Annotated in this window: 22 protein-coding genes and 1 pseudogene; 9 read left to right on the top strand and 14 right to left on the bottom strand. The window is 68.8% G+C overall.

The features are described 5' to 3' along the window. Window positions 1-60: 60 nt before the first annotated feature. The 3 genes from K9S39_RS03830 (at window position 61) to K9S39_RS03820 (ending at window position 2,909) form a co-directional block, all read left to right on the top strand. Window positions 61-639, top strand: coding sequence for a TnsA-like heteromeric transposase endonuclease subunit (locus K9S39_RS03830; protein WP_319949528.1), 579 nt, complete (start codon window positions 61-63; stop codon window positions 637-639). A gap of 52 nt (window positions 640-691) precedes the next feature. Then, the gene (locus K9S39_RS03825; protein ID WP_248861925.1) at window positions 692-2,368 is read left to right on the top strand and encodes a hypothetical protein; all 1,677 of its coding nucleotides are present in this window, start codon (window positions 692-694) and stop codon (window positions 2,366-2,368) included. Window positions 2,369-2,558: 190 nt separating this feature from the next. Next, window positions 2,559-2,909 (top strand): hypothetical protein, encoded by a 351-nt coding sequence (locus tag K9S39_RS03820; protein WP_248861924.1) that lies wholly within the window; start codon window positions 2,559-2,561, stop codon window positions 2,907-2,909. Between the two features lie 15 nt (window positions 2,910-2,924). On the opposite strand, the gene K9S39_RS03815 is transcribed toward K9S39_RS03820, so the two are convergent. Beyond that, window positions 2,925-3,805, bottom strand: a protein-coding gene (locus K9S39_RS03815; RefSeq protein WP_248861923.1) for an IS5 family transposase whose coding sequence is annotated in 2 segments (ribosomal slippage) — window positions 2,925-3,445 and window positions 3,445-3,805 — 882 coding nt in all. Because the reading frame shifts where the segments join, the coding sequence is not laid out codon by codon here. 170 nt (window positions 3,806-3,975) lie between these two features. Here K9S39_RS03815 and K9S39_RS03810 point away from each other — a divergent pair. Beyond that, window positions 3,976-4,656: an Lsr2 family DNA-binding protein gene (locus tag K9S39_RS03810; protein ID WP_248861922.1), complete on the top strand. Its 681-nt coding sequence runs from the start codon at window positions 3,976-3,978 to the stop codon at window positions 4,654-4,656. 776 nt (window positions 4,657-5,432) lie between these two features. Here K9S39_RS03810 and K9S39_RS03805 read toward each other — a convergent pair. Next, window positions 5,433-6,971, bottom strand: coding sequence for an IucA/IucC family protein (locus K9S39_RS03805; RefSeq protein WP_248861921.1), 1,539 nt, complete (start codon window positions 6,969-6,971; stop codon window positions 5,433-5,435). A gap of 42 nt (window positions 6,972-7,013) precedes the next feature. On the opposite strand from K9S39_RS03805, the gene K9S39_RS03800 reads away from it, so the two are divergent. Further along, entirely contained in the window at window positions 7,014-8,516 is a 1,503-nt protein-coding gene (locus tag K9S39_RS03800) for an IucA/IucC family siderophore biosynthesis protein (RefSeq protein ID WP_248861920.1), read from the top strand. 591 nt (window positions 8,517-9,107) lie between these two features. On the opposite strand, the gene chrA is transcribed toward K9S39_RS03800, so the two are convergent. Beyond that, window positions 9,108-10,493: a chromate efflux transporter gene (gene chrA, locus K9S39_RS03795; protein WP_248861919.1), complete on the bottom strand. Its 1,386-nt coding sequence runs from the start codon at window positions 10,491-10,493 to the stop codon at window positions 9,108-9,110. Window positions 10,494-10,658: 165 nt separating this feature from the next. On the opposite strand from chrA, the gene K9S39_RS03790 reads away from it, so the two are divergent. The 4 genes from K9S39_RS03790 to K9S39_RS03775 are packed head-to-tail and all read left to right on the top strand — an operon-like array spanning window position 10,659 to window position 12,838. Then, a complete protein-coding gene (locus K9S39_RS03790; RefSeq protein ID WP_248861918.1) occupies window positions 10,659-11,639 on the top strand; it encodes a DUF1259 domain-containing protein in 981 nt (326 codons plus the stop codon). A 49-nt stretch (window positions 11,640-11,688) separates the two neighbouring features. Then, window positions 11,689-11,907 (top strand): DUF378 domain-containing protein, encoded by a 219-nt coding sequence (locus K9S39_RS03785; RefSeq protein ID WP_248861917.1) that lies wholly within the window; start codon window positions 11,689-11,691, stop codon window positions 11,905-11,907. Further along, window positions 11,904-12,407, top strand: coding sequence for a Chromate resistance protein ChrB (locus tag K9S39_RS03780; RefSeq protein WP_248861916.1), 504 nt, complete (start codon window positions 11,904-11,906; stop codon window positions 12,405-12,407). Before K9S39_RS03785 ends, K9S39_RS03780 begins: the two co-directional genes overlap by 4 nt. Next, window positions 12,404-12,838, top strand: a complete 435-nt coding sequence (locus tag K9S39_RS03775) for a chromate resistance protein ChrB domain-containing protein (RefSeq protein WP_248861915.1) — start codon at window positions 12,404-12,406, stop codon at window positions 12,836-12,838. Before K9S39_RS03780 ends, K9S39_RS03775 begins: the two co-directional genes overlap by 4 nt. A 234-nt stretch (window positions 12,839-13,072) precedes the next feature. Here the strand turns inward: K9S39_RS03775 and K9S39_RS03770 are convergent, their stop codons facing one another. The 11 genes and pseudogenes from K9S39_RS03770 to K9S39_RS03720 all read right to left on the bottom strand — a co-directional run bounded on the left by K9S39_RS03770 (window position 13,073) and on the right by K9S39_RS03720 (window position 25,574). Next, entirely contained in the window at window positions 13,073-13,561 is a 489-nt protein-coding gene (locus K9S39_RS03770) for a hypothetical protein (RefSeq protein WP_248861914.1), read from the bottom strand. A gap of 11 nt (window positions 13,562-13,572) precedes the next feature. After that, entirely contained in the window at window positions 13,573-14,517 is a 945-nt protein-coding gene (locus K9S39_RS03765; protein WP_248861913.1) for a hypothetical protein, read from the bottom strand. Between the two features lie 134 nt (window positions 14,518-14,651). Beyond that, window positions 14,652-15,618: pseudogene (pip, locus tag K9S39_RS03760) on the bottom strand (prolyl aminopeptidase). Window positions 15,619-15,659: 41 nt separating this feature from the next. After that, window positions 15,660-18,032 carry an XRE family transcriptional regulator gene (locus K9S39_RS03755; protein WP_248861912.1) on the bottom strand — a complete coding sequence of 791 codons (2,373 nt, stop codon included), beginning with the start codon at window positions 18,030-18,032 and terminating at the stop codon, window positions 15,660-15,662. Then, on the bottom strand, window positions 18,029-18,355 hold the full coding sequence (locus K9S39_RS03750; protein ID WP_248861911.1) for a helix-turn-helix domain-containing protein: 327 nt from the start codon (window positions 18,353-18,355) through the stop codon (window positions 18,029-18,031). The genes K9S39_RS03755 and K9S39_RS03750 overlap by 4 nt, the downstream gene beginning before the upstream one ends. Then, entirely contained in the window at window positions 18,352-19,476 is a 1,125-nt protein-coding gene (locus K9S39_RS03745; RefSeq protein ID WP_248861910.1) for a tyrosine-type recombinase/integrase, read from the bottom strand. Before K9S39_RS03745 ends, K9S39_RS03750 begins: the two co-directional genes overlap by 4 nt. Before the next feature lie 128 nt (window positions 19,477-19,604). Continuing rightward, window positions 19,605-20,888, bottom strand: coding sequence for a hypothetical protein (locus K9S39_RS03740; protein ID WP_248861909.1), 1,284 nt, complete (start codon window positions 20,886-20,888; stop codon window positions 19,605-19,607). Then, window positions 20,885-21,343, bottom strand: coding sequence for a hypothetical protein (locus tag K9S39_RS03735; protein ID WP_248861908.1), 459 nt, complete (start codon window positions 21,341-21,343; stop codon window positions 20,885-20,887). Before K9S39_RS03735 ends, K9S39_RS03740 begins: the two co-directional genes overlap by 4 nt. Window positions 21,344-22,412: 1,069 nt before the next feature. Next, window positions 22,413-22,643, bottom strand: coding sequence for a hypothetical protein (locus K9S39_RS03730; RefSeq protein WP_248861907.1), 231 nt, complete (start codon window positions 22,641-22,643; stop codon window positions 22,413-22,415). Window positions 22,644-22,809: 166 nt separating this feature from the next. Next, the gene (locus K9S39_RS03725; protein WP_248861906.1) at window positions 22,810-25,119 is read right to left on the bottom strand and encodes a site-specific integrase; all 2,310 of its coding nucleotides are present in this window, start codon (window positions 25,117-25,119) and stop codon (window positions 22,810-22,812) included. A 104-nt stretch (window positions 25,120-25,223) separates the two neighbouring features. Then, complete coding sequence (locus K9S39_RS03720) at window positions 25,224-25,574, bottom strand: helix-turn-helix domain-containing protein (protein WP_248861905.1); 351 nt, start codon at window positions 25,572-25,574, stop codon at window positions 25,224-25,226. Window positions 25,575-25,593 lie beyond the last annotated feature (19 nt).

Here is a 25,593-nt window from a genome sequence, read left to right as displayed (position 1 = left end):
CGCAGTTTCGTGAGCAATTCCGCGTGACCATGAGCACCGATCGAGCATTTCCGCGCGATCATGAGCAGTGGTTACGTTCAGCAGTTGTCAGTTGTCGGTTGCTTACGATCTTCCGGTTTGGGCGGTGCGGGTCCTTCACACCGTTCCAGTATGGCGGCAGAGCGCCCGAGCAAGGGCCGTATCAAGCACGCGAACCCCACGGCGTCGATCCGGTACGTGGACGGATCGACTCGTGAAGTCCCTTTCACACGACTTCGGTTGAGGGATTTCGGCGAGTCGGAACCGTGGCGCCGGGTTCGCTCGGTACACGGCATGAAGTACTACTCGGGCGACTACGTCTCCGCCACGACGGGCGGCCAGGTCTTCTACGAAAGCCGCCTGGAGCTGGCCCGCCTGCTGCTCGCAGACTTCGATCCGTCGGTGTGTGAAATCTTCGGCCAGTCCTGCCGCATGGTGGCGCGGGTCGACGGCAAGGTACGCAGCCACGTACCGGACTTCCTCCTGGTGATGCGCTCGGGGACGATGCGTGTCGTCAACGTCAAACCGGCCTCACGCCTGCAGGACCCCAAACCTAGTGCCGTTGTTACAGTCCCGACTTGCACTCCCATACGGAGCGTGATGACCTGTAGCGGAAAGTAATCAACCTCGAAGAGATGGCGACAGCCATTTCACCCTATCGTGAGGGGTTTTCGTGCCTACCTACGAGCTGGAGATGTGCGGTGTCGAGGGACTGTCACACAAGGCCGATCCCAATGAGTTTCTCGAGGTAATGGGGGTCTGTTTTGTGCAGTACCAGGGGAAGAAGTCGCAGTGGGATCGCCTGAATGGCAGCTATGTCGAGGTCCGGGTTGAGGGCGCCGGCAACGTGCAGACCAACTGGAGCACGGGCTATGCGGTGCGGGCACACGGCAATCGCTTTGACGGCTACCTCGACCTGATGGCGCATGGCGGCCGTCCGAGGATTCGGTTCAACCTACCGTGGCACACCGACGCGGTGTTCCAGTGGAAGGTCCACCTCAAGGAGGTCGACGACCTCAACTACTCCGACGACCTGGCCCAGGGCGAGGGCAGCTTTATGATCAAGGACTTCGTCGGCGGCCGGTTCATCCGCCAACCCACCCTCAAGGAGGCCAACGCCGACGAGGAGGACAGGTATTACTGGGAGAACGCGCAGGCGGCGTACACGAAGGCGCAAGTCCCCCGCGCCGTAGTTTTCGGCCATGGGTACGTCGATGTTCATGCGAGGTACCAAGGTTGGGGAAAAACCGAGCAGAAGACCCCGACCGCGACCAAGCCGGTCCGCCATCCCCACCAGACGCTCGGCCTCGCCGGTGAGATCACCCGGCCGCTGGTCGGCTACGCGGACAGCAAGCCGAGGGCACGGTTCCGCCTCACCCGCCTGGCGAGCGCGCAGCGGGAGCCCGGCCCGGCGCCGACGTTCCGCCAGGAACAGGACAAGGCCATCCACGCAATCGCGGACCGTATGATCGCACAGGCTCGCAAGGAGGAGGCGACGCGGCAGGCGGCGCTGAAGCGGCGCTCGGCCGATGTGACGATCTATCTTCCCCGCAGCTTCCGCAAGGACGGCGCCAGCCAGCTGCTGGTGTTCCACCCCTGGGGCACCACCCGCAAGATCAGCATCGGCGAGACGCCGCAACACCCGGACCTACTGGTCCGGCCGGAGGAACCGCTGAGCGTCCTCCCGGCGTTCAAGGACGTCAGCCAGGTCGACGCGATCATCCCGGTGCCGGCGTCGCAGCAGCCCGAGGGCAAGAGCTGGTTCTGGGTCTTCCACAACCGTGACGACGAGACGCTCGTCAACAAGGTCTCCTTCGAAGGCGTCGAAGGCGATCCGAGCAGCGTCGAATACCGTAACCGAACACTGGCGGACTGGGCCGCGATGAAAGGCGTGCGGCGCATCGACGCGACCCTGCCAGTACCGGACTTCCAACCCAGGGGCAGTTCCTACTGGCACTGGATCTTCCACACGATCGACGATGTGCAATACGTCCGGTCGATCACGATCGGTGACAGCGCCGCGCATCCAGACGAGATGATCACCGCTGACCAGCGGATCAGTTCCTGGCCGTCCCTGAAGGGCATCGACCGGGTCGGCGGCTTCATTCCCGTCTCGGACAAGCAACGGGTCAATGGGGAGAGCCGATACTGGGTCATCCACAGCCTCGACAAGTACCGCTTGATCGCCATCGCCGACGGCGGCGCGCACACCGACCGGATCGTCACCGGCGACCGTCCCCTTCCCGGCGGTTGGGAGTCACTGTTCGACCACGAGGACAAGCTCATCATCTGGGATCCCGAAGCCGACCCCGAGACCCGAATCGGCCACGTGCTCAGCGCCCCCGAATAGGGGGGCGCTTCTGACGGCTCTTGAAACCGCCTTGCGACTGTCGCAGGTGCTCGCCATGAGGCGGGCAGCGTCTCACGAGGCGGTTCACGTAAGGCCGACTGGTCTCCTGGCAGCCGACCAAGAGCCGTCAGAAACGGCCTAGGGCCTGTCCGACGGATCATGTTCGGGTAGGGCTCGGTAGGTTGGCCGCATGTCTTCTGCACTTATTGTTGGTTACGACCCGCAAGCGATACCTGGCGTCGACGGAGAGGCTCTTCGCGCGGCGCTCGATGCGGAGCTGGCCCGGTTCGGTGAGCACGGCATCGACGCGGCCATGACGCTGATCGTGTTCGACGAATCGGCCGAGTCTACCCTCGTCGCATCGTTGACCAAGCAGCCGTGGGATGTCGTGGTCGTCGGCGGCGGGATCCGCAAGACCGAGCCGCTGCTTCCGCTCTTCGAACAGATCGTGAACTTGATCCGGCGCCATGCGCCCCAGGCCGCCATTGCGTTCAACACCAGTGTCGGGGACAGCGTCGAGTCGGCACAGCGGTGGCTCTGAATCCCGGCCGCCTGATCACGTCCTGAGCCACAGTCGGATCGCGGCAACGGTGACGGTGCCGTGGAAGACGTAGGCGCGCTTGTCGAACCTCGTGGCCACGGCCCGGGAGTTCTTGAGGGCATTGATCGTCCGCTCCACTTCGTTCCTGCGCTTGTAGATCGTCTTGTCGAAGCCGGCGGGCCGTCCGCCCTTGCTGCCGCGGCGTTGGCGGTTCGCCCGCTGGTTCTTCGGCTCGGGGATGGTGTGCTTGATCTGCCGTCGCCGCAGGTAGCGGCGGTTACGCCGGGAGGAATAGGCCTTGTCGCCGCCGAGGCGGTCCGGTCGGGTGCGGGGGCGTCCGCCGCTGAGCCGACCGACACGGATACGTTCCATTACGGGGATGAGTTGCGGGGCGTCGCCCCACTGGCCCGGAGTGATCAGCAAGGCCAGAGGGCGGCGTCCGCCTTCCCCTGCGAGGTGAATCTTGCAGGTGAGACCGCCCCGGGAGCGTCCGAGTCCCTCATCGGGGCGGTGCTGCCGGGGCGTGCGTCTTTTCCCGGCACCCGCGGGGATCTCTTGCGTGCTCCCGCGGCGTGCTGGTGGGCCCGGCAGGTGGTGGAGTCCACGCTCACCATCGACCAGTCGATGCGGCCCTCGGCATCCGCGTCGGCCAGGACGGCCGCGTAGATCTTGTCCCACGTGCCGTCCGCCGACCAACGTCTGTGCCGCTCATATACCGTCTTCCACTTCCCGAAACGGGCAGGCAGGTCCCGCCACGGCACCCCAGTCCGGTTCCGGTACAGAATCCCGTTGATGACCCTTCGGTGACTGACCCAACGGCCACCGCGCTGCCCGGACTTCGGCAGATGCGGCTTCAACCGGGCCCACTCTCCGTTCGTAAGATCTCCCCGCCCCATGAACATGCCAACGGGCCGGAGCGTGAGAAGTCACATGATCCGTCGGACAGGCCCTAGTCATCGTGGACGAGTGCCACGCCGTGGGAGCACCCGGTGCCGAAGCCGCGATCCGTACGGCGAAGGCCGGACGATAGGTCGGCCTGTCCGCGACCCCCTATCGGGCAGACCAGATGGACCCGGTCATCACGATGCAGTGCGGCCCGATCCGCCATGAGATCGAAGACGCCAGCACCTTCGCCAAGCACCTCGTCGTGCACCCCACCGTCTTCACCACCGACGAGCCGGGTAACGACGGAGCCTCCTTCCAGGCCATCTACACCGAACTCGCCCACCACGCCGACCGCAACGCGCAAATCGCCACGGACATCGCCGACGCCACCGCGCGCGGCCGGTGCAGCCTGGCCCTGACCAATCGCGTGGAACACATCCACCAGCTGGCTGCAGCCCTGAAGCCACACGGCGTCGAACCCTTGATGCTCCACGGCGGTCTGCCACCGGCCGAACGCGCCCGAATCCGCGCCGTCCTGGCCGAGGAGACCACCAAGCCGCTGGTACTCCTGGCGATCGACAAACTGGTCGGCGAGGGCTTCGACCAGCCCCGCCTCGACACGCTCTTCCTGACCAGCCCCGCCTCCTTCAAAGGGCGCGTCATCCAAAAGCCTGTGCCCGCCGCGCGGACCTCAGACGTGACGACCACACATCTATCGGTGCCGGCCGTCGCGGAAGTCCGAGCCTGGGCTCGCAGGCAAGACCTCGACGTTCCGCCACGGGGCAGGCTCCGCCAAGAGATCTGGGATGCCTGGCACGCGGCTCACCCTGAACAACGTCACGGGGCTTCTCCTCACGCCTGACCAGTGCGCTTGCCCAGGGAAAGTGCGCCACCGTCGGCCGCGGCACTCTCGATGCGACTTCGTCGTGCGAGACCGGATGGACGGTTCACGCACTGGGGCCACGGCGCGATGACGCACTTCTATCCATAGCCCGGGATCCCCGGTTACCGAAACCGGGGATCCGTCGCGACCATTGATGCACCACCCCGCCCCACGACACCCTCGGAGAGCCCATCCACAACGCACCATTTATGGCGCCCTGTTGCCCCACATTCGGATGGCCGATGACGGCAGGCGCTACTCAGAGCGACCGCCGAGGACATCCCAGCGAGACGTTCTGCTCATGATCCGCGGCCAGAAGCAGTGCTCACCACGCGCGGAATTCGGAGATTCCGCAGGAGCCCGTGCTCACGGAGCTGCGGTCCCTACACACATCTAGGATCCGCGATTTGGTTAGCAGTGAAGGCAGTTCGTTAGCAACGGATTAGCAAATCCGCGATCCCGTTGACAATGGTCACGTTCAGTAGTGGCCCTGACGGGCCTCTTCCGATCTTCCCTGACTGTGTACCGCCCGTTCTCCGTACCATTCTCAGCATGGCAGTACGGCGCGCGGGCGGAGTCACTGCCGTACACGGAAGGGCCCCATGGCGTGGATCCGGTACGAGGATGCGTCGGTATGTGACGTTCCGTTCCAGCAGTTGCACTTGGCGAGCTTCACGCAATCGAAGCCGTGGCGTGAAGTTCGATCGGTGCACCGGGATGACCCGCTACTCGGGCACGGCTTCCCCGACACTGTTTCACGGGCGTATGGCCAGCGGGTTGTGGGCGGGGAGGTAACGGGGGTCGGTGCCGTCCGCGTCGATCCAGCGGGACAGCAGGTTGGCCTTGCCCGGGACCGTTGGCCCGGTGAGGAGCGCCTCCGCCTCGGCCCCCGGGAAGCCGCGCTCCTTGTCGTACCGCTCGAACTCCCGCCTCGCGGCGGGCCACAGGGCCCTGGAGGCCCCCGGGAAGCGGTGGGCGAGGGCGCCGGCGATCTCGGTGAGGTTGTTGACGACGAGGCAGTACACCAGGCGCCGCCAGGCGACCTCGCGAGGCGTCCAGGGAATCACCTTGGCGCCCTCGGTGTCGCGGAAGACGGCTTGTATGGGGGTGCCGTCGGCGTCCACGGCGACCAGGGTGTTCTGGAGGTGGCACTCGACCGCGATGCCGTGCCGGGCGTACGCCTCCAGCACGGGCGGGACGATACAGCCCAGATAGGCCGACCACCAGGGCAGCGGGTCGGTGAGGCGGTCGAGGGGACTGCCGTCGAAGCCCTCGGGGAGGGCGGCGGTCAGGACGGCGGTGGCGCCGGGGACCACGTGGCCGTCCAGGCCATCGCGGACGAGGACGGGGAACGCCTCGTCAAGGCCGCGGACCGTGCGGTGCCCGCGTTCGGTCAGCCAGGCCGCGGGGCCACCCATCGCCCGGAAGGCGGCGGTAACCAGCGGGTCGGTGCGGCGCACCTGGCGCAGTTCGTGCCGCCGCATCCGCCGGACGTCGTTGGTGATCTGCACCTCCAGGCTGAACTTCAGGAACAAGTCGTCGGCGGCCCCGGCGCGTTCGGGGCTCCCTGGGACGTGGACCGTACGCACCGATGACGTGGCCCGGGCCTGCCAGGGGGTGGTGCCCAGCCGGACGAGGCGGCCCTCGGCGAAGGCGGTGCGTACGGCGGGCAGGCGGTGGGCAAGGCCGAGCTGCCAGGGGTGGGCGGGCAGCAGGCGGTAGCCGGGTGGGGCCTCGCCTAAGGTGTCGAGGGCCGTGGTGTCGCCGTCGTCGATCACCATGTCCTCACGCACGCCCAGCAGGGCGAGCGGGAAGCGGGCGTACGCCTCGGGGGCGTAGCGCAGCCAGGCGGTGGGTGGGCCGCCGCCGCTGCGGGCCTTGGGGGCCGGGTGGAAGGGGTGGCCCATGACCAGGGACTGTTCGGAGCGCAGCCATGGGTCGTCGGGTGGGGTGGCGGTGGCCCGGGCGGCGAGGAGGGCTTCCACGGCCGCGCGGCTGGCGGTCATCTCGGCGATCAGGGCGGCGTTGGAGCGTCCGGTGGTGGCGTGCATCTCCTGGACGGCGAGGTCGACGAGCCCGGAGTGCCCCAGGGGCCGCCAGGTGCCGCCGGTCCACAGTTCGGGCGCGGCGGGCCGGTGGCCGGTGCGCACGCGCAGCAGCCGGCCGCTGACGCGTAGGCGGTGGACGGCACGGCCGGCGACCGGTTCCCCGGCCGGTGCGGCGGCTTCTAGGAGGAGGCAGTTGAGCAACGGCGTCACGGCCAGTGCGTCGGCCGCCCGGGCGAAGGTGTTCATCAACCATCAGTATGTGTGATCTGCGTTCCGGGGCGGTAGGACATGCGCGTGTGCCACACCGTCGCCGAGCGGGACCTCGCAGCCGAACTGGACAGCGACCGACCGGAGTTGCTCATCCCCTACCTGGCCGCGCTGCCCGGCGCGAGGGCAGCAGTGCTGGCCCGGCTGTGGCGCGGGCTGGTCCATGAGCCGCTGCCCTGTGTCACGGGCCGTACGCCCGGGGGCGACGGCGTCACGCTGCGGCTGGCCGACGGACGCCGGCTGCACGGCCCGCCGTCAGACCCCTGGGCGACGGGGACAGCGGTCGGCTCGCTGGAGCTGGACGGCGTCCCGTACGGCCATCCGGCCCGGCTGATGACTGCCCTGGCCGTGCCGGGCTGGGCGCGTTTCGCCGCCGAACTCGACGGCAGCGTCGCCTCGTTGGCGCTGTCCCGCACGGCGCCTCGCCCGACGGAGCCGCCCACGCGGCCGTGGGAGTGGGAGCAGCGGTCGCCGGACGGCCATCCGTACCACCCCGCCTGCCGGTCCCGCCCCGGCTTCTCGGCCACCGAGCAGCTGGCGTACGCCCCGGAGCACCGCCCGGTGGTGGGCCTGCGGCTGGCACCCGTGACGGGCGCCACGGTGCGCGGCCCGTGGCCGTCTGGACTCCGGGACGGCGACGCGGTGCTGATCCCGGCGCACCCCTGGCAGGCGGAGCATGTCCTGGCCGGCCGTACAGTGCTCCCTGGGCCGCGGGCCCATCCGCTGCTGGCCCTGCGCACACTCGACCTCGGCGGGAACGTCCACGTCAAGACCGCGGTGAGCACCCAGCTGACGTCCGCTGTACGGGATATCTCCGCCTACTCGGTGGAAAATGCCATGGTCACCTCCGACATCGCCGCGCGCGTCGCGGACCGCCTGGGCGGGCGGCTGCACATCACCCGAACGCTGGCGGCGGCGGGGGCGGGCACGCCGGATCTGGCGGCGGTGCTGCGGGAGTCACCGCACGCGTATGCCGGGGCGGGGGAACAGGTCGTCCCCGTGGCCGAATTACCCGCGTACCTCGCACAGTACGCTCCTCGGGCGCGGCTGGAGCGGATCACCGGCTTCGCGCGGCTGGCCCTCGGCGTCTGCCTGGACCTGCTCGATCTCGGAGTGGCCCTGGAGGCGCACGGGCAGAACCTCCTCGCCGTCGTCGACGCGGAGGGCCGAGCCCGCCGGCTCGTTTACCGCGACCTCGCCGACATCCGGATCAGCCCAGCCCGACTGGCCCGGCACAGCTTCCCGGCACCGCCGCTGACCGGCAGGCTGCTGAACGACGGTCCCTCCGCCCTGCGCCGCAAAGTCCTCGGCGGCCTGGTCACGGGGGCACTGGGCCCGCTGGTGGGGGACGCCCCGATGCTGGGCACGGTCCTGGAGGCCGCCGCCCGGGATCTCGCCCCGACGGCGGACCTGCGGGCGCTCCGGACGGAGCCGCTGCCGACGAAGGCGCTCACGCTGATGCGGCTGACCGGGGGCGACCAATGGGCACAATTGCCCAACCCGCTTACCGGTGCGTGGGGTTGACCGTGCAACCCAGGAGTTTCGCGATGCCCCGCAGCGCGGCGAGGTGGCGCCGGTAGACGACGATCCTTCGTCTGTGACGGCCAGCCAGGTGCGCAGCCACCGGTAATCGACGCCACCGCAGCACCTGACGCGGCCATACTTCTGCTCTCCCCAGTCGGGAAACCACGGGGCTCATAAGCACCGCCCGGTTGGCAGGCGCAGCAGCGCGCCAACCGGGACTCGTTCCAACCGTCGCAGATACATCGACCGCGGATGTACACAGCCGGTGAGGCGCGGTCAGCCAAACCGGCGATCACGCAGACCATTAGTACCTCACGCACTGTCAACCGCTTCGAGCGAGGAAGAACCGTCGATTGCTCACCATCCACCGACACCATCACTGCTCACCGCATCCGGATTCCGGCGTTTCCGCAGAAGCCAGTGCTAACGAAGTGGCGGATCCCTACACACATTTCTAGGTTCCGCGGTTTCGTGAGCTAACGAAGGCACTTCATTGACAGTCGATTGGCAAGTCCGCGATCCCGTTGACAGTGACTACGTAAAGTAGCAGGCCATTATCTGCGGGGTCTATCTCCCTGTCTGAGGCATCGGTCAGGTCAGGCCGGCCAGGGCGGCGGTCAGGCCGAGGGCGGCGCAGGTGCTGAGGGTGCGCAGCATGCTCCAGCGCAGCTTGAAGATCAGCAGTGCGGCGGTCAGCGCGATGGCGAGGGCGGCGGGCCGCAGGGTGGCGGGGTCGGGCAGCTGGAGGTGCAGTGGTCCGAAGGTGACGGTGTCCACGGTGGTGAAGAGGGTGTGTTCGGCGAAGTACAGGGCCAGGTTGGCGATGACGCCGACGACAGCGGCGGTGATGCCCTTCAGGGCGGCGGAGATGTGTGGGTTGCCGCGCAGGCGCTCGATGTGGGGGGCGCCGAGGAAGATGAACAGGAAGCAGGGCACGAAGGTGACCCAGGTGGTCAGCAGCGCGCCGAGCAGGGCGGCGGCCCAGGGGGTAAGTGTGCCGGGGTCGCGGTAGGCGCCGAGGAAGGCGACGAACTGCACGACCATGATGAGCGGGCCGGGGGTGGATTCGGCCAGGGCCAGGCCGCGCACCATCTCCCCGGGGGTCAGCCAGCCGTAGGTCTGGACGGCTTGCTGGGCGACGTAGGCGAGCACCGCGTAGGCGCCGCCGAAGGTGACCAGCGCGGTGCCGGAGAAGAACAGCCCTTGGGCGGTGAAGGTGCTGCCGGTGCCGATGAGTGCGGCGACGGTGGCCAGCGGGGCGGCCCACAGGGCCAGGCCGATGGCCGCGATGCGCAGCGTGCGGCGGAGGCCGGGGCGCTCGTGGTGCAGGGCGCCATCCGCGATCGGCGGCGCGGGTCCGCCATGGCCGGTGTCGGGCGGGGGTGTGCGGGTGGTGGGGAGGTAGCGGGCGATCAGCCAGCCGGCTATCGCGGCGGTGGCGATCACGAGCGGGAACGGCACGGCGAACAGTGCCAGAGCGGCGAACGCGGCGACTGCGAGGGCGATGTGGGCGATGTGGGTCAGCGAGCGGCGGCCGACCCGCCATACCGCCTGGGTGACGATGGCCACCACCGCGGGGGCGAGGCCGGCGAACAGGCCGGTGACGGCGGCGGCCTGGCCGAAGCCGACGTAGAGGGCGGACAGCGCCAGCAGCGCCACAATGCCGGGCAGCACGAACAGGGTGCCCGCCGCCAGGCCGCCGCGGGTGCCGTTGAGCAGCCAGCCGATGTAGACGGCGAGCTGCTGGGCCTCGGGGCCGGGCAGCAGCATGCAGTAGCTCAGCGCGTGGTTGAACCGCTGCTGGCCGATCCACCGCTTCTCCTCCACCAGGGTCCGCTGCATCACCGCGATCTGCCCGGCCGGACCCCCGAAGGTCTGCAGCGAGATCGCGAACCAGGTGCGCAGCGCCTGCCGGAACGGGATCAGATCCCGGCCGTCACTCGGGCGGGGGCGTGCGGGGTCGTCGGTAGCAGTCACCGGCCAGGCTCCTTGGGCTCGTGCTCGCGTCGGGTGTGGTGCGGCCCCCGGGGATGCACCGGCGCGGCAGCGTCCCCGGTGGCCGGCGAGGCGGTTGTCCCGCCCCGGCTATTTGGTGTAACCATGGTTGCATCAACTGCTGGAGACGAGAACCAAGGAGTGGTGATGATCTCCACGAAGACGTTGCGGCTGGGCGCGGTGGCGGGGGTGGTGCTGCTGGCCGGCGCCTGCGCCAGTGACAACGGGTCCTCGGCCGGGAGGGAGGACGGCAGCAATGCGGCGCACGCCGCAGCCACGGGGAAGGGCATGGAGCCGGTCAAGACCAGCGAGGAGGACTGGAAGGGCGTGGCCGACGCGCTGGGCCGTGAGGGCAAGCTGTCGGGCGGCACCGTGTACCGGACCGGGTTTCCCCGCAGCGACCTGAAGGTCACCTCCAAGGGGGTTACGGTCAAGGCGGGCCTGTCGCTGGGCTCGTGGGCGGCTTTCGCCCGCTACGGCGACGGCACCACGATGGCGATGGGCGACCTGGTGGTGACCGAGGAGGAGATGCCGAAGGTCACCGACGCCCTGCAGAAGGCCGGCATCGCCCAGACCGCGGTGCACAAGCACCTGCTCGCCCACTCCCCGCAGGTGTGGTGGACCCACTTCCACGCCCAGGGCAAGGACGCGGACAAGATCGCCCGCGGCATCCGTGCCGCGCTGAACACCACCGCCACCCCCGCGCCCTCGCCCCCGTCCGACCAGAAGCCGGACCTGGACACCAAGGCCATCGACAAAGCCATGGGCACCAAGGGCAAGAACGCGGGCGGGATCTACAAGTTCTCCTTCACCCGCGACGAGACGATCACCGACCACGGCAAGGTGCTTCCCCCGGCCATGGGGGTGACCACCGCGATCGGCTTCCAGCCCACCGGCGACGGCAACGCGGTCATCAACGGCGACTTCGCCATGACCGCCGACGAGGTCCAGAAGGTGATCAAGGCGCTGCGCGGCGGCGGCATCGACATCGTCGAACTCCACAACCACGGCCTGGGCGACAACCCGCGCCTGTTCTACATGCACTTCTGGGGTAACGACGATGCCGTGAAGCTGGCCCGCACACTCAAGAAGGCCGTCGACCAGACGTCCGTCACCCCCGCTGGCTGACGCCACCCCGCCAACCTGGCCGCCCCCGCTGTGAAGGAGACTTGTCCGTATGCGACCGCGTAATGCCCTGGACTGGGTGGCCTTTGTGCTGCTGCTGATCGGCGCGTTCGCCTGGGGCGCGTTCGTCACCGACGTCAACGTCCTGGACCGTGCCCTGGAGCCGATCGCCGACCCGCTCGACGACGCGGTGTTCGTGCTGATCACCCTGTCCGGGCTGTACTGGATCGCCCGCGTGGCCGGCCTGGGGCCGCGGGATACCAGGCCGTGACCACGCCCGGGGTGGGCGGGCAGTGGGTGCTGCTGAGCTACCGCATCCCCCGCGAGCCCTCCACCCCGCGCATTACCATCTGGCGCAAACTCAAACGGCTCGGCGTCGCCCAGCTCTCCGACGGCCTGGTCGCCCTGCCCGCCGACGCCCGCACCCGCGAACACCTGGAATGGATAGCCGACGAGATCCTCGACGCCGACGGCACCGCGACCATCTGGCTCGCCCAGCCCGCCAGCGCCGCCCAGGAACGCACCCTCGCCCAGGCCATGGCCGCCGCCCGCGCCGCCGAATACCAGCAGGTCCTCGCCCAGGCCGAACAAGCCCGCACCGCCGATGAGCCCACCCGCAGGCGGGTCCTGCGCAAGCTGCGCGCCGAACTGCGACGCATCCACCGCCGCGACTACTTCCCCCCACCGGCCCGGCGTGCCGCCGAGACCGCCGTGGCCGCCCTGCACCCCGACCACCGCAGCCACGATCCCGAGGAGAGTGAGTCCGCATGAAGTGGGCCACCCGCGCCGGCATCCACATCGACCGCGCCGCCTGCGCCTGGCTGATCCACCGGTTCATCGACCCCGACGCCGCGTTCGTCTTCGTCACCGACCCCGACCAAGTCCCCCACGATGCCACCGCGTTCGACATGCGCGGCGTGGAGCTGGGCCACCATCAGGGCGACTGCAGCTTCGAGACCATCCTGCGCCGCTACGACCTCACCGACGACCCGGCCCTGCAGCGCATCGCCGAGATCGTCCACGAGGCCGACATCGACGACGAACGCTTCGACGCCCCCGAAGCCCCGGGCCTCGATGTCATCCTGCGCGGCCTGTCCATGACCGGCGACGACAACCACACCATGGCCGTCACCAAGCCCGTCTTCGACGGCCTGTACGCCTACTACCAGCGCGCCCACCTCCTCGGCCGCGAACCCGCCTGACCGCACTCCAGACTTCAGGCAGGTACGTCAGACCGCACCACCCAGATCACCTGACCCCGCGTCCGCAGCGGCCGGTGGCCCTGCTCGTCGAGCTGGGCGAGTTCATGCTCGTAGGCCACGGTGGTGGAACCGTAGTACTTGACCGCAGAGCCTCGTTCTCCTGCACGTGTAGCGCCTTCGGTCTGTTGCGATATCCGCCACGGCATCGGGCAGGCCCCTTGCTCGCGGTGGCGGTCAGCTGCAGGAACCAAACGGGGCCGGCCCGGGTGCCGGAAGGCGTCGCACGGTGCCGCTTTCGAGCTGGCGGCGCAGCCGCTGGAGTTCGGCGTCCTGGGCCGTGATTTGCGACAGGGCCCGCTGCCGGGACGTCTTCAGTTCAGCGATCTCGGCATCCCGGGCGGACACGCGGTCGCGCAGGGCGGCGTTGTCCTCCTTGAGCCGGGCGATCTGCCCGTCACGCGGGTCGGGCACCGTCCCGGCGTCCTGCAGCGCCTTCAGGCGCCGCTCAAACTCCTCGGCCAGGTGCTGGTAGGGGCCTCGCCGCTCGGAACCGTCGCGATTGCGCTTGGCGTAGAAACCGGTCCGCGGGACGCCGGCCTCAGCGGCCAGGGTCTTGATGTCGCAGCGTCCGCCGGACGGCAGCTCGCCGCGCAGCAGCCGGTCCATGGCAGCCCGGATGGCTTCCTCATTGCGGGCACGGGTGTCGGTACTGATGCGGGGCATGTCACCTCTCCTCAGACGGCGAGCGCGGCGTCGATGGCGTCTACAACGCGCTGGGAGCGGTCAACGTCCATCTGGATGCGGGTGCGGGCGTCCTTCTGGCTGCGCGGCAGCACGGTCAGCAGCTTCCGACTACGGTCGGCGCTGCTCAGCCACACAGAGCGGTGTTCTCCGTGGTGGGTGGCCTGCGGACAGCGGGCCGCGTCGCACATGCCGATCAAGGGCTTGCTATCGGGGCCGATGACGGCGCCGGCCAGGCGCAGGCACAGGGCCTTGGCCGGATCACGGAACCAGCAGTAATTGGCCACACCGACATGGAGCCGCTCCGCGTGCGGCCGCAGCAGGTTGATCAACTGCTGGTCGACGTCGAGGACATGGGCCGGACCTGGCGGCGTCTCCGCGAGCTGGGCGTCGATGTGCTCGAAGGCAGCGATGAGCATCGGGGCGCCGGGGCCGGAGGGCATCCTGCCTTCTTTGAAGTCGTCCCACGCCGCCTTGGTGAGCTGCAGCTGACGGTCGCGTTCGAGCTCGGCGACCTCGGCCATGAACAGGCCCTGGGCGCCACCGGGGCGGTGCGCATACCCCTCGGTTGTGGCCGCATGCACCTGCTTGATCTGCACCTTTGCCGCCAGCAGTCCGCCGGGCCGGTATGCGACCGCGATGGCCAGGGTTCGGCGCACACCGCGGCTGGTGACCGGCCCCGGCGGAATGTGCGGCAGTCCGAGGCGCTGGCCCTCCGGGCCGTCGACGAAGGTCTTGAACTTCTCGAACAGGCCCGCGAAGGAGAAGCTGGTGGTGCCGAACGGGGCCTTGTCGATCCGCTCCCCGCCGAGACGGAGATTCAACTCGGCTGACCTGTATGCCTCTTCGAGCACGACCCACTCATCCGGCTCACCGCCCCAGCGCCGCTTCTTGATGAGCTTCGAGGCAATCCGGTAGCGGACCCGGCCCCCCGACACCTCTGTCGGCGGCGGGCAGGAGGACGACCCGATCTCGGCCAGTACTGGCGGGAGGGGGTTATTCCGACCGTGCGCTATTCCCGTCCTCTGGCACTCTTCTGAGGCGAGGAGCTCACAGCGCAGTGCGGAGCCAGTCACCGTCCGCTCTTGCCGAACTGCGCAATCGCCTCCAGGATCGCGTCCTGCATCGCGGGGCTGCCTGTGTGTCCGGAGTCGTCGATCACCTTCAGCTCCGCGTTTGGCCATGCTTTGGACAACTCCCATGCGGTCTTCAGCGGGCTGCCCAGGTCGAGTCGGCCGTGGATCAGCACCGCCGGGATCCCGGCCAGCCGGTCCGCGTCACGCAGCAGTTGTCCGTCCTCCAGCCAGGCGTCGTTTGCGAAGTAGTGCGCGCAGATCCGGACGAAGGCCATCAGGGCGTCGTCGGGCTTGTCGCTGTATGCGCCGGGCTTGCCGAGTGCCTCGTGGGCGATGACGGCGTCCTCCCAAGCGCACCAGTCCCGCGCGGCCTTGACCCGGACGGCCTCGTCCGGGCTGTTCATCAGCCGGTTGTAGGTGGCCACGAGATTGTCGCCTCGGTCTGCCTCCGGCAGTGCGTCGCGGAACGCTTCCCAGGGGCCGGGCAGCAGGCGTCCGACGCCGTGGTAGAGCCAGTCGGTCTCCTCGGGCCTGGTCATGGTGACGCCGGCGATGACGATCTCGGAGACCCGCTCGGGGGTAGCGCTCGGCATAGGCGAGAATCAGCGTCGAGCCCCAGGAGCCGCCGTAGAGGAGCCAGCGCTCGATGCCCAGGTGCTCGCGTAGCCGCTCCATGTCGGCGATCAGGTGCTCGGTGGTGTTGTGATCGAGGCTGACAGCCGGGTCGGAGACGTGCGGCTGGCTCTCACCGCAGCCACGCTGATCGAACAGGACGATCCGGTAGACCTCGGGGTCGAATAGCTTGCGGCTGCCGCGGCGGCCCCCGCTGCCGGGACCGCCGTGCACGCACAGGGCCGCCTTTCCGTCGGGGTTGCCACTCGTCTCCCAGTAGATCCGGTTGCCGTCACCGACATCGAGGAGACCGTGCGCGTACGGTTCGATGAGCGGGAATGGCTGGGCCATGGCGGTCTCCTCCTGAATGCGCGAAGAACAACCTCGCGAGGTTAGTCGGTGGCTTGAACGGCGTCTGCCGATTTGTCCGCAGCTCGGGCAGCGAGGTACTCGGCCCAGTCACGTCTGGCGTAGGCGACCCAGCGGAGCGCGGTGTGGCGGTGCATCCCGGTCACGTCGGCGAGGATCGGGCTGGGGAGATCAGCAGCGAGGGCAGCCAGCGCCCCGTTGCGTGCGGTGCGAACCGTGATGCCGTGCCGGTTGAGTTTCTGAGTCATGCCGTGCGTCGAGATCGGCTTGCCCGGGACCATGCCCGGGAAGAGCCACTGAGGACCGGGGTGGGCTCGCGAGAGCTGCGGCCGCAGTTGGGGCTGTTCGGCAAGTCGCCGAAGGAGTTCGGCGAGCCGTGGGGGTAGTAGGACGGGGTGGCGGCCCAGGACCAGGTGGGCGTGTTTGTCACCGAACTTGAGGTGTTCAGGCGTCAGGTGGCAAAGACGTTCGGTGGACACGCCGAACAGCAGGGTGATCGCGCCGCCGGCCCGGACGTCCGTCGGCAGGGCATCGTCGGTCAGGCAGCGTTGGAGGAGCCGCCAGCGATCCTCATCGTCGAGCAGGTCCTGGGGCTCCTGGCTCGGGATGGAGGGGACGGTCAGCTCACGGGTGAGCCGACGGCTCGTGGTCCATTTCAGGAAGTAGCGGATCAGGTAGCGCCGCTGGCTGGTGGCCCCCGCAATCCAGTCGTCGATGTGCTCCTGGGCGAGGTCGGTGAGGGCCAGGCCACGTTGGTCCATCCAGGCCAGGAAGTCCAGGGCGACGCTGACGCGACGCCGCAGGTCGCGGTCGGCGGAGGCGGGGGGGCGACGTATGGCGGCCCGTTGGCGTGCTCGCCGAAGCAGGAACCAGTGCAGGAATGGACGGGCGAGACTGGCGTGTGTGGCCGGCTTGTCCGCGAGCTCGTGCTCCAGCCAGCCGGGGATGCGTTCGAGGTCCTCGTTGCGTTCCTCCAAAATTCCGGTGTGGACAAGGAGTTGGCGGATGTAGCGCTGGTTCCGGCTGGGTGGGAGCTCGTCCAGCAGCTCGTGGCTGAGCTCGTGCCTTTGGGATGCCAGCCGGGCGAGGAGCTTGGTGTTCGGGCTCTCCTTGAGCCACTGGATGGCGGGGAACGGTGAGGGGGCGTCCGCCAGCGCGGCCGCGAGTGGTCCCAACTGTGCGGTGACCGTGCCGTCGGGGCCAGCCAGCAGGGCGTTGACCCGTTCAGCGAGGACGCAGTGAGCGCATCGGCCGCGGCTGTGGGGGTTGCCAGACCGGCCGCACTGCTTGCAGGTGTAGTCGGCGGCGAAGCCGACGCAGGGGCCGCAGACCTCGGAGCCCTCCTCATCGCGCGCGATCAATGGCTGGACCGTGCCGCAGCGGGGGCACTCGGCTGGTGACCGGAGTACGGCGGTGTAGCAGACGTGACAGACCGGCCCGATGGGCCACCGGGTGGTGCTGGGCTTGGTCTTGCCGCAGCGGGCGCACGGCTCGCCGGTGCGATGACGCTGGTAGCAGGTGGCGCAGACCGGCTGTCCCTGCTCGTCGCGGCTGGCGCAGGGGCGGACCCGGCTGCAGATCGAACAGGTCGCGTCGGGGCCCTGGTAGCAGCCGTCGCAGAGGTCCAGCTGCCCGTCGCGCGCGTTGCGGGCGATGCGCTTGAGCTGTCCGCACCGACCACAGAGCCGCCGTGGTCGACGATGGCGGTTGTAGCAGAGGTGGCAGAGTGCGCCGTCGTCGTCAACGAGGGCCGCGGCTGCCGTCTTTCCGCAGCTCACGCAGGTGTGCATGGGGCGTTTCCAGCACTTGATGCACAGCCCTCGGCCGTCGTCCCGTCGTACCACCGGGTGGCGAAGCTGCCCGCAGTCGGCGCACCCCTCGAACGTGGCGGGGTCCGCGCGGTAGCAGCGATTGCAGATCGGGCCCTCGGGGCGCCGGGCAACGACGCGCTGGCCGTCACGGTGGCAGCGTGCGCAGGTTTCGCGTTTGCGGCTTCGGGCGTCGCACGAGCCGCAGAGCCGCCCTTCGGTGCGGAGTTGCCGCAGGTCAGTCCGGATCGTTCCGCAATGCGCGCATCCGGGGCGGACAACTGGATATCCGGCTTCGTGTAGCACCTGGGCCAGCCGCAGCAGCACTGGTGGACAGAGGGAGCTGCCCGAGGTCAATGCGTCCGGGTGGCCAGCGAGGTGGGCGGCGAGTTCCTCCAGGTAGCGGGCTGCCCCGCGGGTAGGGATCGGGGCCGCGGTCACCAGCGCGGCCTCAGCTGCTTGACCGTCGAGCAATGGCAGAGCCGCAGTGAGGTGGCCGACGACGGCGTCCGTCGCAGCTTTCAGACGGGCGGCTTGCGCGGCGAGCCGGGCGACGGTGGACGGGGCCGTGGGTGAGGATGCGCTCACAGTCCCTCCGGCCGCCGGATCGAGGTCCGGCGCACGGCCGGAAGCGGGCCGGGCATCTCGCCGCTGGCGGTCTTTCGTACCTCTTCGTTGACGACCTGGACCTCGATGAGGTCGTTGGGCTGGCAGTCGAGGATGTCGCACAGAGCCGCGAGGGTGTCCATCGACATCCGCTGTGGCGGCTGCGTGACCAGGCGGAAGACCTGCTCGCGCGAGAGGTTGACGCCCCGTTCGGCCAGCAGCGGCACCAGGTCAGTGGTCTGGAACATCTCCCGGTCGGCCATGAGCTTGCGCAGGTTCCAGCGGTAGCCCATCTTCTTGATCACTTCGGGTCCTCCCAGATGCCGGGGAATCGCTGGCCCAACTTCTTGTGCAGCAGCCGGTTGCGGTACTCGTCCGAGACGCCGGTATAAAGGGCCGTTGTGCTGGCATAGCCATGACCGGCCTGGTCTTGGATGAACCTCTCCGGGTAATCAAATTCGGTCAAATGTGTGATATAGGAATGTCTCAGGCAGTGCAATTTGAGTTCTTCGGGCAGGTCAGCGGCCTGCTTGGCGGCCCCGAAGGCTTCGTTCGCCGACCGGCGTGACAGGCGCCCGGCGCGTTCGGTGACCCAGATCGCAGGGTGCTTGCCCACGTTGAACCGGGGCCGGACCTCGGTCAGGTAGTGGTCGAGGTCGTCGACGATCCAGTCCATCTCGGGGACGGTGAAGATGGTGCGGCGCTTGGGCGGGCTACCTTTGGAGGACTTGCCCCAGCGCACGAACACCGCGCCGTGGCGCTTGTACTGCGGAGCCTTCGGGTTGCGCCGCAGGTCGGCAAGGTCCAGGCCGACGTTCTCCCGGCGCCGCATGCCGTAGGCGTAGTAGGTCTTGAGCAGGGCAGAGTCGCGCATCGCGGTCAACGCGCCCTTGCGGCCGCGCTTTCGGATCTCCTCGACTCGCCCGTCGGCGGCATCGAACATGCTCTGGATCTCGTCGTAGGTCAGCGGCCGGCGACTCGGGTCGCCCTCGTACTCGCTGACATGGGTGACGGTATTCCACTCGTGCAGGATCTGGACCGGCACCTCACCGAAACGCTGCTGACAGACCGACATCCAGCCATAGCGCGGATCGGTGATGTACTCGCAGAACAGCCGCAGGTGGTTCTGGTAGTTGCGGCCGCTCGACACCGTGAATGTCGGCGTCTTCGCCCGCAAGCGGTCGATGAACGCCTCGACCTCCGCTGACTGCCACTGCCATGGGTACTGGTTGGAGAACTCGGCGAACCGGCGGACCAGCGACAGCCGCGGCTTGATGGTTCCGTCCCACTTCAGGAAACGGGCCCGCTGCTGCTTGGTCCACCCCTCCAGCATGGCCTCGAACACGGCCGGTTCGGGGTCCAGGTAAGAGATCCCGTCCACGAGCATCAGGTGTGCCGCACCCGCCAAATCGGCCGCTTTCGCCACTCCAACCTCCGTTGCGTTAGGTGCAACATTGTTGGGATAGCCTCGGTGGAGCGCAAGAGTCGCTGGTAGATCGCCTGCACAGTGCGAGAGGATGGCGGAGCAGACGCCCATCACCTGCCGGTTCGCGCTTATTCGGACCCTGCGGAGTGCTGCATCAGGTGCAACTCCGCCCCGTTCTCGCTGTCACGCATCCCGCTGAGCGCCGCGACCACCACCATGCAGGCGGCCCGGACGATCCGGGCGAGGGTGCGCAGTTCCCTCTCCTGCAGCGGCAGCGTCCACGGCACCATCACCGACGGATCGTCGCAGCGCGGGATCAGCGCGGCCTGCGCTCCGTGCTCGTAGACCGTGCCGACCTTCTCGGCCACCCGCTCCACCGCGGGCTTGATCAGCTCCCACACCGGACCAGGAAAGCCATGAACCCCCACCGTGTACTGCAGCAGCCGCTCGAAGTTGACCTCCAGCAGCGGATCCTGCCGATCCCAGCCGGAGTTCACCCGCTGGGTGACGAAGAACGTCGACAGTCGCGGCAGCGGAATCTGCTCACGCTCGTGCCGCTCAAGGCCCTTCAGCAGCGCCCTGGCCGCCTCCCCGGTCAGGGTCACCTCGGTGGGCATCTTCGCGATAGCGGCGCGATGAGCCCGGAGCTTGTCGACCGCCTCGGCGACCTGCGGCCCCAGGGTGAACACCATGTACAAGGCGGCGGACAGCACCGGCTGCATCAAGGCGTCCGGGACCGGCGGGCTGACATTCCCCACCTGCCCCGTGGACTCGGCGACCTGCGACGTCGGACGTCCCTGCCAAGGGAAGAACCCCTCGGCGTACCGGTCCGCGATGAACAACTCTCCGTACAGCGCCAGGTTCTGGATGGGGCGTACGTGGTTCGAGAGCGTCCCCGGCGCCACGTCCCCGGTGGCCGGCTTGCCCTTGCGTCCCTTGCGTCGACGGTGCAGGGCCTTGAAATCGTCGCAGTGGTCCTGGGTGACGTCGGCCAGCGAGGTCACGCCGGCATCGGTGAGAAAGTTGAACCAGGTCGCCATGCGGGCCACCACCTGCTCGACGCTGGCCGGGCTCATCGCCGTGCGGAGCGCGAACGGCAAGGCCGCCACCCGCTCGTCCAGCGGGCACATCCGGGCAATGATGAACTCCTTAGTCACCAAGCGCCAGCGCGGGTCACGGACCCTGTTGAACCGCCAGACCTTGTAGTACGGCTTCATCGACTTCGGGGCGTCAGCCATGCCGCTCATGTCCCACACGTCCTCCTCGAACCAGGAGCGGTGACTGCCCGGGAGCATGGCCAGACCGGTCATCTCGGCGATGTCCACCCCGGCGAACGGCGAGCGCGCCGAGAGCTCCGGGGGAATCGGGGCCACCCGCGTCTCGGGTCGGATGGGGACAGCACGGCTGCTCAACGGTCCCCCTCGGGTTCGGTGCCTTCCTCCGGGCGGAGAGGGATCTCCGAGTCCGTGTCCGCGACCTCCCCGGCCGCGGCCTCCAAGACCGCGTCCGTGAAGCGGGGCAGGATCTCGCCCGCCAGGCGGTCGTCGTACGGGCCGAAGACGGCCATGAACTCGGCGGTGGACATCTGGCGGAACTGGCGCGAGAAGAACGCCTTGAGCCGCAGCAGATTCGGCACCTGCCGGGGCATGAACAGCGCCAGCGGGCACAGCAGGCAGACCCAGGGCCGAGCCGGACAGGGCTTTCCCTTCGGGCCGTGGAGCCCGGCGAGCTGGTTCTTACAAGAGGCGGTGAAGACGTCGCGCTCGCCGCCGACCAGCTCGGCCAGCGCGCTGGCATCCAGGCCCAGCTTGCGGGCCTGTTCAGGAAGTTCAGCGGCAAACCGAGCCAGCTCCTCGTCGCTGAGCACGGTGGGTGCTCGGCCTTGCGCAGGACGTCGGCCTGGCCGTCCTCGATGATGGTCTCCACTCCCTCGCGCTGCGCGGGAGTGAGGGCGGACAGGTAGTGATCGCCCTCGACGGCCGGGGTGTGGTTGGGGTCGATCGTCGTGGCCCCGGTCCAGCCGCCCCGGGAGAGCTGGTTCAGGTACGTGGTGCGTACCCGACGGCTGTCGATGGGCAGGGCGTTGCCGTCGTCACCTTGAACGCCGGTGAGGTGGACCAACTGCCACTGGGCCCACTGCCGCCGAGAGGTCATCTCGATCCTGTCGACCAGGAAAACCCTGGGATGCTCGCTCGTCTTGCGCCGACGCCGTGTGCGCACCCACAGTTCCTCGCGCAGTTCCTCGGGGGCATGCGAGCGGATCAACGCCGTCAGATCGAGCCAGCGCTCCAGGACACGCACCGCCCGGTCGGTGAGCGTGCTCGACTCCTTGCCGCGCCGCTTCTTAACGTAGTCGAGCAGCACCGTGCTCTCCCCGGCCCAGGTCACATCGCCCAGACCGAGGTCGGCGATGCCGTCGGGCACGATGCCGCTGTAGGCGGCGAACAAGAGCCGGTGCGCGGCCAGGGTGATCGAGGTCGGATACAGCGCGTCCTTGATCTGAGGGACATGCACCGCCGCCCACTTGTTCTTCGGCGAGCACCCCGCCATCTCTCCGAACTCCTCGGCACTCAGGGGGCCTTCCCTGACCAGGAGCCACGCCACGTTCTCCCGGGACAAGCCGCCCTCAGCCGGGTGGCATCCGCCGGCAGCCAGGTTCTTCGCCTCACGATGCGCCGACCACCCCGAAGCGGCCACCGAGCGCAGCGCCTCCACCAACCGCTCCCACTCACCTTCGGTGTAGGGCTGGATCGGGGTGGACTTCGGGACCTTCTTGACGAGCCGGCCAGTGATGTTGTGGACCACCGGCTTCGGAATCGCCCCGGTCGCGTCCGCGACCGACAGCAACAACCAGCGCGGGCCCATAACGTGGCTCGAGCTCGCGGCCAGCCAGTGCCGCACCAGCATGAGGACGGTCACCTCGCCGAGCCCGCCGGTCAGCCCGAGCGCGGTAGGCCGGTGACCAGCTTGCGCACATCGCGCACGTACCGCTTTGCAGTGCGCGGGGCGGCCACTTGTCCCAGTGGATGCACCAGACCGGGCAGGCCCTGGGCGAGCTCGGCGGCCAGGGGGTCGTCCTCGGTGCCGTACAGAGGGCACGTCAGGCGCTGTCCGTCCGGGAAGACGAACTCGCCCCGCAGCTGGTCATGGTGGATAGTGGCGGGCATCAGATGGCCTCCTCGTCGGCGAACTCCGCGGCGGCTTCGGCCTCGGCGGCCGGATCGGCAAGGCCGGCGGCACGGCCTGCGCGCAGGTACGCCTCCCGGTAGATGCGCCGCACATCCAGGCGCCGTAATGGTGCACTCGGGTATTGGAACTCTCGGAATGCCTGCCTCACGAGCCGTTCCTCCGGCTGACCTCGGCTGCGTAGGCGCCCCAGTCTCCGGCGGCAGCCCGCTGCCACTTGACGGCGACGGTGATGTGGATGCCGAGGGTGCGGGCGAGGATCGCGGCGGGCAGCTCGGTGGCGAGCTGGAACAGGGCAGTCGAGCGGGTCTGGGCGAGACGGATGCCGAGCTTGCGGAGTCGTTCTCCCATCGCCCAGGCACTGATCGGACGGCCGGGCTGGCCGCCGGGGAAGAGCCAGGGCGAGGCTGTGCGGGGAAGAACGGCATGGCTGCGGCGAACTGCGACCTGCTGAAGGGCCAGGTCAGCGACAGGTTCGGGCAGGTCGATGGGAACGTCGCCGAGGCGGATGCGGACCGCTCCGCCTGTCTCCTCGATGTGGTCGACAGTCAGCCGGGAGATCGCCGAGGGCCACTGGGCATAGAGGAGCAACAGCAGCCCGGCCAGGCGGTCTTCGGTGCGGATGGAGTCGTCGTGCAGCAGACGACGGGCGGTGGCCCAGCGGGCCTCGTCGTCCATGGGCCGGGAGGGGCCGGTCCATTTCACGGCGGGGAAGCTGAGGTCGCTGGCGATCTTCCGTGCGAGGGCCCAGCGGACGAAGTGCCCAGCCTCCTGGCGAAGGCGGGCGTCATCGCTGGTCAACCACCGTTCGAGGTCAGCCTGGCGGCAGGTGGCGATGGTCAGGCCCTGCTCGGCGAGCCAGCCCAGGAGGATGACAGCTGCCCGGAGGTGCTGGCGGACGACGACGAGCTGTTCATGAGTGACGTCTTCGCCGCTGGTGCGGTGGCGAAGACGCCGCACCAGATGCCAGGTCGCGTATCGGTGGAGGATCTGGCGCCCTTCGGCGGTGGAGTGGGAGCTGATGAGATCGCTCACCACGCGTTCGAGTCGGATCATCTGCTCGTCTCGCGAGGGCAAGGCGCCGGCGGCCACGAGGACGCTGCGGATGTGTTCGACGACCTTGCCGTCCGGAAGCTCATCCAGGGCCTCGTGTGTCAGTGGTCGGCGGCCGGATCCCAGGTCGGACAGGACGGTGGAGACAATGCCGCCGGACAGCCAGTGGATCGCTGTTGCCGCCCGTTCGGTGCTGGCCAGGGCCTCGTGCAAGGCTCGTAGCTTCGGGGCGACGGCGCCAGACGGGCCGACGAGGAGTTCGTCGAGCCGATGCTTGAGGACACAACGGCGGCAAGGACCTGGGGCACGTAGTCGTTCTGCTTGACCGCAGACAGGACAGGGGCGCCAGAGTTCGGCGTCCGGTTTCGTGCACGGGCCGCAGACAGGTTCCTGAGGGGTGCCGGAGTGGACGCGGCGGAAGGAGCCGCAGCCGGTGCAGCGGGCTTCACGTTGATCGCAGGCGCCGCAACGGGGCCGATCGGTCAGGCGGGAAAGGGTGCAGGGGGCGGTGCGGCCGCAGATCGAGCAGACCAGCGTCGGCAGCGGGCGGCAGGTGGGGCAGATCGGCCCGTCGGGAGTCCGCGTGTTCACCAGGCGCCGCCGGCCACAGACGATGCAGGTTTCCAGGTTGGTCGGGTCTGTGATCAGGCAGTTCGGACACAGCGGTCGCCCCTGGTCGTCTCGCGTGGCCGGGTCACGGCGGGTGCCGCAGCGTGCGCATTCCTCGACGCGGGACTTGGCGATGCAGTTGCGGCAGACCCGCTGGCCGTCGAGGGGCTTGCTGATGCGTACGGCTCTGTGGCAGCGGGGACAGGCAGGCCGGACGATCCCGGCGACTCCGGCGTCGATGAGCCGGTCGATCAGCCGCAGGATCACGGGGAACGGCGCGAGGTGTCCGTTGCCGGTCAGCAGCGAGGGGTCGGCCTCCAGAGCCCAGGCGATCTTCTGCTGGTTGGCGGGCCGCAGTGCCGAGTGGCGGACCACGTCGGCGACCACGTCCGGGTCGGCATGCGGGTCCAGTCCGGCGATCACGCCGCGAATCACCGCAAGGGGGTCCCGTCCGTCGATGTCGCGACACCTCACGCAGCGTGGTCTCCCGGCCCGGTCTCGTGTGGAGACGCGTCGGGTCTTTCCGCAACCGGTGCAGGGTTCGAACGTAGTGGGCCCGCAGACTCCGCAGTACCAGTCCTGGCCGCGGCGTTGGAGCGTGCGCAGGTGTTTGCCGCACTCGGCGCAGACCGGTGGCGAGGTCGCCTGGGCCCCGGCCTTGCGTAGGGCGATAAGCAGGTCGCCGACGGCCCGGGGGGCCGGGGACCGGCCGTCGTTCAAGACCGCTGGGCGGCGGGCCAGCGCGGCGGCGAGCATGCGGGACTTGGCCCGTCCGCCGGCGACTGCGGTGACCACAGCCCGGATCGTCTCGGGGCCAAGTTCCTTCTCAACTCGCGTGATCAGGTCAGTGGCCAGGCTGATTGGGTCGGTGACAGCGCGGCTGTCATGGTCCGGGGCAGTCACGGGTGGTCAACACCCCTGATCCTGGCTCGCTTTGGGCGCAGGCCGCCGAGCCCCTCTGCGGGTGTCTCGCTGCCGCCCGCGGCGGCCTTCTTCGGCTTCCTCACTGTGCCAGCCGCGGCGATCGGCTCGATGAGGTCGTCCATCGTGCAATCCAGGATGTCGAGCAGGGCCATGAGGATCTTCAGGCTCAGCCGTTCGGGCCGCTCGACCACGAGCCGGTAGACCTGGCTTGACGACAGCGAGATGCCGCGTTCCTTCAGCGGCGGGATGAGGTCGGTGGTGGAGAACATCCCGCGGTCCGCCATCACCTTGCGTAGGTGCCAGCGGTAGTCGAGCTTGGCGACCATGATCGAGTTCCTCCCTCTC

Origin of the sequence: Streptomyces halobius (genome assembly GCF_023277745.1) — a bacterium.
GTDB lineage: Bacteria > Actinomycetota > Actinomycetes > Streptomycetales > Streptomycetaceae > Streptomyces > Streptomyces halobius.
Note: the sequence above shows the minus strand (reverse complement) of the source record. Positions and strands in the feature narration are given on the sequence as shown.

Bases quoted from the DNA above. Each gene is read 5' to 3' on its own strand.
- K9S39_RS03830 (WP_319949528.1), top strand. From the start codon at position 61: ATGAGCAGTGGTTACGTTCAGCAGTTGTCAGTTGTCGGTTGCTTACGA.
- K9S39_RS03820 (WP_248861924.1), top strand. From the start codon at position 2,559: ATGTCTTCTGCACTTATTGTTGGTTACGACCCGCAAGCGATACCTGGC.
- K9S39_RS03810 (WP_248861922.1), top strand. From the start codon at position 3,976: ATGGACCCGGTCATCACGATGCAGTGCGGCCCGATCCGCCATGAGATC.
- K9S39_RS03805 (WP_248861921.1), bottom strand. From the start codon at position 6,971: ATGAACACCTTCGCCCGGGCGGCCGACGCACTGGCCGTGACGCCGTTG.
- K9S39_RS03800 (WP_248861920.1), top strand. From the start codon at position 7,014: ATGCGCGTGTGCCACACCGTCGCCGAGCGGGACCTCGCAGCCGAACTG.
- K9S39_RS03790 (WP_248861918.1), top strand. From the start codon at position 10,659: ATGATCTCCACGAAGACGTTGCGGCTGGGCGCGGTGGCGGGGGTGGTG.
- K9S39_RS03785 (WP_248861917.1), top strand. From the start codon at position 11,689: ATGCGACCGCGTAATGCCCTGGACTGGGTGGCCTTTGTGCTGCTGCTG.
- K9S39_RS03775 (WP_248861915.1), top strand. From the start codon at position 12,404: ATGAAGTGGGCCACCCGCGCCGGCATCCACATCGACCGCGCCGCCTGC.
- K9S39_RS03770 (WP_248861914.1), bottom strand. From the start codon at position 13,561: ATGCCCCGCATCAGTACCGACACCCGTGCCCGCAATGAGGAAGCCATC.
- K9S39_RS03730 (WP_248861907.1), bottom strand. From the start codon at position 22,643: ATGCCCGCCACTATCCACCATGACCAGCTGCGGGGCGAGTTCGTCTTC.
- K9S39_RS03720 (WP_248861905.1), bottom strand. From the start codon at position 25,574: ATGGTCGCCAAGCTCGACTACCGCTGGCACCTACGCAAGGTGATGGCG.